The following is a 7,021-nucleotide window of genomic DNA, read 5'->3' on the forward strand; positions in this document are numbered from 1 at the left end:
ATCCAGGACCGCCCGCAACTCGGCCAGCATCGGCTCCATCAACGGACTGTGGAACGCGTGGCTCACCGTCAACCGGCGCGTGCGCGCGCCCCGATCCCGCCAGAGCCGCTCCACCTCGTCCAGCGCGTCGACCGCACCCGACACCACCACTGCGGTGGGTCCGTTGACCGCCGCGATACCCACCCGGTCGCCCAGGCCCGCGATCGACTCCACCACTGCGGCCTCATCGGCCGCCACGGCCAACATCCCGCCGCCCGTGGGCAGGGCCTGCATCAAACGACCCCGCGCGGCCACAAGAGCGCACGCGTCGGCCAGGGACAGCACCCCGGCGACGTGCGCGGCCGTCACCTCGCCGATCGAGTGACCGGCGAGCATGTCCGGAACGATTCCGAACGACTCCACAAGACGGAACAGCGCCACCTCGACCGCGAACAACCCGGCCTGAGTGAAGACAGTCTGGTCCAACAACTCCGCCTCAGCGGAACCCGCCTCAGCGAACAACACCTCCCGCAACGGACGCGGCAGCAACGAATCCAGCTGCCCACACACCTCGTCCAACGCCGCCGCGAACACCGGGAACCCGGCGTACAACTCCCGACCCATGCCCGCACGCTGCGCACCCTGACCCGAGAAGAGCAGAGCGAGCTGGCCCCGCTGCCCGCCCGGGCCGGTGACCGTGCCGACCGAGGGCTCGCCCGCCGACACGGCTTCGAGGCCCGCCAGCAGCTCTTCCCGGCTCGCGCCGGACACGACCGCCCGGTGTTCCAGCACGGAGCGTGACGCCACCGACGACCACGCCACGTCGAGCGGACGCGGGGTCTCCGTACCGCTGAGCCACTGCGCCCAACGTCCGGCCTGCGCCGACAGTCCCGACGCGTCCCGGGCCGAGAGCAGCACCGGCAGCACCGACGGCGTCCGGGACGGCTCGTCACCGGCGTCCGGCTCGTCACCGGCGGTGGGCGCGGGCGGCTGTTCCAGGATCAGGTGGACGTTCGTACCGCTGATGCCGAACGACGACACGGCGGCCCGGCGCGGCCGGTCCACCGCCGGCCAGGGGCGCGCCTCGGTGAGCAGGGACACCGCGCCGGCGGACCAGTCCACGTGCGGGGTCGGCTCGTCGAGGTGCAGGGTGGACGGGAGCAGGCCGTACCGCATCGCCTGCACCATCTTGATCATGCCGGCGACGCCGGCGGCGGCCTGGCTGTGGCCGATGTTCGACTTGATCGAGCCGAGCAGCAGCGGCCGGTCGGCGGGGCGGCCCTGGCCGTAGGTGGCCAGCAGCGCCTGCGCCTCGATCGGGTCGCCGAGCGTCGTGCCCGTGCCGTGCGCCTCGACGGCGTCCACGTCGGCCGTGGTCAGCCGGGCGTTCGCGAGGGCCTGCCGGATCACCCGCTGCTGCGCCGGCCCGTTGGGGGCGGTCAGGCCGTTGGAGGCGCCGTCCTGGTTGACGGCGCTGCCGGCGATGACGGCGAGCACCTGGCGGCCCTGCCGCCGGGCGTCGGAGAGCCGCTGGACCAGCAGCACGCCGACGCCCTCCGACCAGCCGGTGCCGTCGGCGTCGGCGGCGAAGGACTTGCAGCGCCCGTCCGGGGCGAGGCCGCCCTGGCGGGAGAACTCGACGAAGGCGCCCGGGGTCACCATGACGGTGACGCCGCCGGCGAGCGCCATGTCGCACTCGCCGCCGCGCAGCGCCTGGGCGGCCAGGTGCACCGCCACCAGCGACGACGAGCAGGCGGTGTCGACCGTCACCGCCGGGCCCTCCAGCCCGAAGGTGTACGACACCCGGCCGGAGATGACGCTGTGCGCGCCGCCGGTGAGCTGGTAGCCCGCCAGCTCGGCCGGGGTGTCGGTGGTGCCGTAGCCCGACGGGGAGGCGCCGACGAAGACGCCGGTACGGCTGCCGCGCAGCTCGTCCGGGTCGATGCCGGCCTGCTCCATGGCCTCCCAGGACGCCTCCAGCAGCAGGCGCTGCTGCGGGTCCATGGCGACCGCCTCGCGCGGCGAGATGCCGAAGAAACCGGGGTCGAAGGTGGTGGCGCCGTCGACGAAGCCGCCCTCGCGGGTGTGCGAGACGGGTTGCCCGTCGGCGTCGACGGCCAGCAGCCGTCCCATGTCCCAGTGCCGGTCGTCGGGGAAGCCACTGATCCCGTCGCGCCCGGTGGCGACCAGGTCCCACAGGTCGTCCGGGTTGGCCACGCCGCCCGGGTACCGGCAGCTCATGCCGACGATGACGATCGGGTCGTCGTCGACCGGCCCGGCGGGGCCCCAGGCGGTGACGGTCTCGACCTCGTGCAGGCGCAGCGTCGCCGACAGGTGGTCGGCGAGGGCCGCCGGGTTCGGGTAGTCGAAGACCAGGGTGGTGGGCAGGGTGAGGCCGGTGGCGGCGCCGAGCCGGTTGCGCAGCTCGACGGCGGTCAGCGAGTCGAAGCCGAGTTCCTTGAACGCCCGGTTGGCCTTGACCAGGTCCGTGCCGGAGTGCCCGAGCACGGCGGCGGTGTGCGTGCGTACGAGGTCGGTCAGGTAGCGGTCCTGCTCGGCGCGGGGCAGCGTCAGCAGGTGCTGCCGCAGCCCGCCACCGGCGGTGTCCTCCGGTTCCGCGTCGACCACGCGCAGGGCGTCGCGCGCCTCGGCGATGTCGTCGAGCAGGGGGCGGGCGCGGGCGGCGGCGAACGCGGGGGTGAACAGGGACCAGTCGACGTCCGCCACGGTCACCGACGGCGCGGCCCGGCCGACGGCGCTGCGCAGCGCGTACACGGCCTGGGCCGGGGACATCGGGCTGAGGCCGCGGCGGGCCAGCAGTTCCTGCCCCTCGCCGCTGGCCATGCCGCCCTCGGCCCAGGGTCCCCAGGCCACGGCGGTGGCGGCCAGGCCGCGGGCGCGGCGCCGCTCGGCGAGGGCGTCGAGGAAGGCGTTGCCGGCGGCGTACGCGGCCTGTCCGCCGCTGCCCCAGATGCCGGCGATGGAGGAGAACAGCACGAACGCGTCGAGCGGCCGGTCGCCCAGCAGCTCGTCCAGGTGCACGGCACCGGCGATCTTGCCGTCCAGCACCCCGGCCAGCCCGGCGAGGTCGGTGTCGACCAGCATGTTCAGCTGGCCCACCCCGGCGGCGTGCACCACCGCCGTCAGCGGCGCCGGGTCGGCGTCGACGTCGCGCAGCAGCGCCTCGACGCGGGCGCGGTCGGCCATGTCGGCGGCGACCAGGGTCACCCGGGCGCCGAGCCCGGTCAGCTCGTCGCGCAGCTCGGTCGCCCCGGGGGCGTGCTCGCCCCGGCGGCTGGTCAGCACGACGTGCTCCGCCCCGTTGGCCGCCGCCCAGCGGGCCACGTGGGCGCCGAGCGCCCCGGTGCCGCCGGTGATGAGGACGGTGCCCGAGGGCTGCCAGCGGTCGACGGTGCCCACGGTCGCCGGCGTGGCGCGCACCAGTCGCCGTACGAAGACACCGGAGGGCCGTACGGCGACCTGGTCCTCGGGGCCGCCGCCGGTCAGGACGCCCACCAGGTGGTCCCAGTCGCCGCGCTCGGGCCCGTCCGGCAGGTCGACCAGGCCGCCCCAGAGCTGCGGGTGCTCCAGCCCGGCGACCCGGGCCAGGCCCCACAGCCCGCCCTGGGCGACGCTGCGCACCGGGTCGGTGTCCCCGGTGCCGACCGCGCCCCGCGTGACCATCCACAGTGGCGCCGCGACGTCGGCGGCGTGCAGGGCCTGCACCAGCGTCATCGTGGCGGCCGTGCCGAGCGGCACCGCCGGCTGGGCGGGGTGCGGCCGGTCCAGCAGTCCCAGCAGGGACACGATCCCGCTGAACGGGGCGTCCCCGACGGCCTCGGCCACCCGCGACGTCATGTCCGCGCGCTCGGCGAGCGGGTCGACCGCCAGCCGGGACACCTCGCCGCCGGCGGCGGTCAGCGCCCCCGCGAGCGCCTCGGCCCATTCCGTGGTGGGGGCGTCGTCGGCGGGTGCCACGAGCAGCCAATGGCCCGACGGGGTGACGGCTGCGGGGGCGGCGGTCCGCTTCCACACCACCCGGTACGACCAGCCGTCGACGACCGCGTCCCGCAGTCGCGCCTTGCGCCAGGACGACAGGACCGGCAGGGCCGGGGCCAGCACGTCCAGGGCCGCGCCGTCGGCGCCGAACTGCGCCGCGAGGGCCGCCACGTCGGAGCGTTCCACCGCCGACCAGAACTCGACGTCCACCACGTCGGGGCTGACCGGGCCGGTGACCGAGACCGGCAACTGCTCGGGCCAGTAGCGCTGCCGCTGGAACGCGTACGTGGGAAGGGCGACCGGGGTCGCTCCGGCGTCGGCGTAGAGGGCCGGCCAGTCGACGGGTGATCCGTTGACGTGCAGCTCGGACAGGGCGGCGAGCAGGGCCCGCGCCTCGGGGCGGTCGGCGCGCAGGACGGGCACGGCGATGACAGGGGTGTCCTCGTCGGCGTCCGCCGGCTGCTGCCCGCTCAGCACGTCCCGGGTCATCGCGGTCAGTACGCTGCGCGGGCCGATCTCCAGGAACGCGTCCACGCCGGCGGCGCGCAGCGCGGTGACCCCGTCGGCGAAGCGGACGGCCTCCCGGACGTGGCGCACCCAGTAGTCGGCCGTGCGGATCTCGTCGGCGTCGGCGAGCGCGCCGGTCACGTTCGACACGACGGGCAGCGACGGCGCGGCGAAGGTCAGCCCGTCGAGGACGGTGCGGAACTCGGCGAGCATCGGTTCCATCAGCGGGCTGTGGAAGGCGTGGCTGACCGTGAGCCGGCGGGTGCGCGTACCCCGTTCCCGCCAGAGCCGCTCCACCTCGTCCAGGGCCTCGACGGTGCCGGAGACGACCACGGAGGTGGGCCCGTTGACGGCCGCGATTCCCACGTCGGCCAGGCCGTCGAGCGTGGCGAGGACGTCGGCCTCGGCCGCCGCGACGGCGAGCATCCCGCCGCCGGCCGGCAGCGCCTGCATCAGCCGGCCCCGCGCCGCCACCAGTGCCGCCGCGTCGGCCAGGGACAGCACCCCGGCCACGTGCGCGGCGGTGACCTCGCCGATCGAGTGGCCGCCCACGAAGTCCGGCGCCACGCCGTACGACTCGACGAGCCGGAACAGCGCCACCTCGACGGCGAAGAGGCCGGCCTGGGTGAACGCGGTCTGGTCCAGCAGCTCCGCCTCGGCGGAGCCCTCGGGGGCGAACAGCACCTCCTTCAGCGGGCGCGGCAACAGCGGGTCGAGCTGCGCGCACACCTCGTCGAGGGCGGCGGCGAAGACCGGGAACTCGGCGTACGACTCCCGACCCATGCCGGCACGCTGCGCGCCCTGACCGGAGAAGAGCACCGCGAGCGGGCCCCGGTCGGCCGCCTGCCCGGCGACGACCGCGCCGGACGGCTGCCCGGCGGCGAGGGCACGCAGCCCGGTCAGCAGCTCCTCGCGGCCGGTGGCGGTGAGCACCGCGCGGTGCTCCAGCGGGGAGCGCGACACGACCGACGACCAGCCGACGTCCACGGTGCGGAGGGCCTCGTCGTCCTCCAGCCACCGGGCCCAGCGGCCCGCCTGCGCGGTCAGCGCGGCCTCCGATCGGGCGGAGAGCAGCACGGGCACCGCCGGCAGGGCCACGGTGGGGGCCGGTGCGGCGTCGGCGGCGTCGGGGGCCGGCGGCTCCTCGATGATGGTGTGCGCGTTCGTGCCGGAGATGCCGAACGACGACACCGCCGCGCGGCGGGGACGGTCGGTCGCCGGCCACGGCGTCGCCTCGGTCACCAGCGACACCTCGCCGGCCGACCAGTCCACCTTGGGCGTCGGCTCGTCCACGTGCAGGGTGGACGGGACGAGCCCGTGCCGCATCGCCATCACCATCTTGATCACGCCGGCCACGCCCGCGGCGGACTGACTGTGACCGATGTTCGACTTGATCGAGCCGAGCAGCAGCGGCCGGTCGGCGGGGCGGTCCCGCCCGTACGTGGCGAGCAGGGCCTGCGCCTCGATCGGGTCGCCGAGGACGGTGCCGGTGCCGTGCGCCTCGACCGCGTCCACGTCGGCCGTGGTCAGCCGGGCGTTCGCGAGGGCCTGCCGGATCACCCGCTGCTGGGCGGGGCCGTTGGGGGCGGTCAGGCCGTTGGAGGCGCCGTCCTGGTTGACGGCGCTGCCCCGGATCACGGCGAGGATCGGGTGGCCCTTGCGCTGCGCGTCGGACAGCCGCTCCACGAGCAGGATGCCGACGCCCTCCGACCAGCCCGTGCCGTCGGCGGCGGCGGCGAACGACTTGCACCGGCCGTCGGGGGCGAGCCCCCGCTGCCGGGAGAAGCCCACGAACGGGCCGGGGGTGGCCATGACGCACACGCCGCCCGCCAGGGCCAGGTCGAAGTCGCCCTGCCGCAGCGCCTGGCACGCCAGGTGCAGGGCGACCAGCGACGACGAGCAGGCGGTGTCGACCGTGACCGCCGGGCCCTCCAGGCCGAGGGCGTACGCGATGCGCCCGGAGACGACGCTGGTGGCCGTACCGGTCAGCAGGTAACCCTCGTCGGCCCCCTCGGCCTCGCTCTGCGGGCCCATGCCGTAGCCGTTCGCGGCGGTGCCGACGAAGACGCCGACCTTCTGCCCGCGCATGGAGGCGGGCGCGATCCCGGCGTGCTCGAACGCCTCCCACGACGTCTCCAGCAGCAGCCGCTGCTGCGGGTCCATCGCCACGGCCTCACGCGGCGAGATGCCGAAGAACTCGGCGTCGAAGTCGGCCGCGTCGTAGAGGAAGCCGCCCTCGCGGGTGGTGGAGCGGCCGGCCCGGTCGGCGTCCGGGTCGTACAGGTTGTCCAGGTCCCAGCCCCGGTCCGTCGGGAAGCCGCCGATCGCGTCGCCGCCGGAGGCCACCAGGTCCCAGAGCTGCTCGGGGCTGGCGACGCCGCCCGGGTAGCGGCAGGACATCGCGACGATCGCGATCGGCTCCCGGGCGGCGGCGGTCAACTGCTGGTTGAGCTGGCGGAGGCGGCCCGTCTCCTTGAGCGACGCGCGAAGCGCCTCGACGACCTTGTCTGCGGACGTAGACATCATGAGCTCCGTA

Annotated in this window: 1 protein-coding gene (cut by a window edge); it reads right to left on the minus strand. The window is 75.4% G+C overall.

The annotated features are described in order from the left end of the window. Positions 1-7,008, minus strand: the 5' end (the start) of a protein-coding gene (locus ACGFIR_RS16635; RefSeq protein WP_393145791.1) for a type I polyketide synthase. 22,770 nt of this gene lie to the left of the window's left edge; only the first 7,008 of its 29,778 coding nucleotides appear in the window; the start codon lies at positions 7,006-7,008; the stop codon falls past the left edge of the window. Between the last annotated feature and the right edge of the window lie 13 nt (positions 7,009-7,021).

Source organism: Micromonospora sp. NPDC049051 (genome assembly GCF_043197575.1).
GTDB lineage: Bacteria > Actinomycetota > Actinomycetes > Mycobacteriales > Micromonosporaceae > Micromonospora.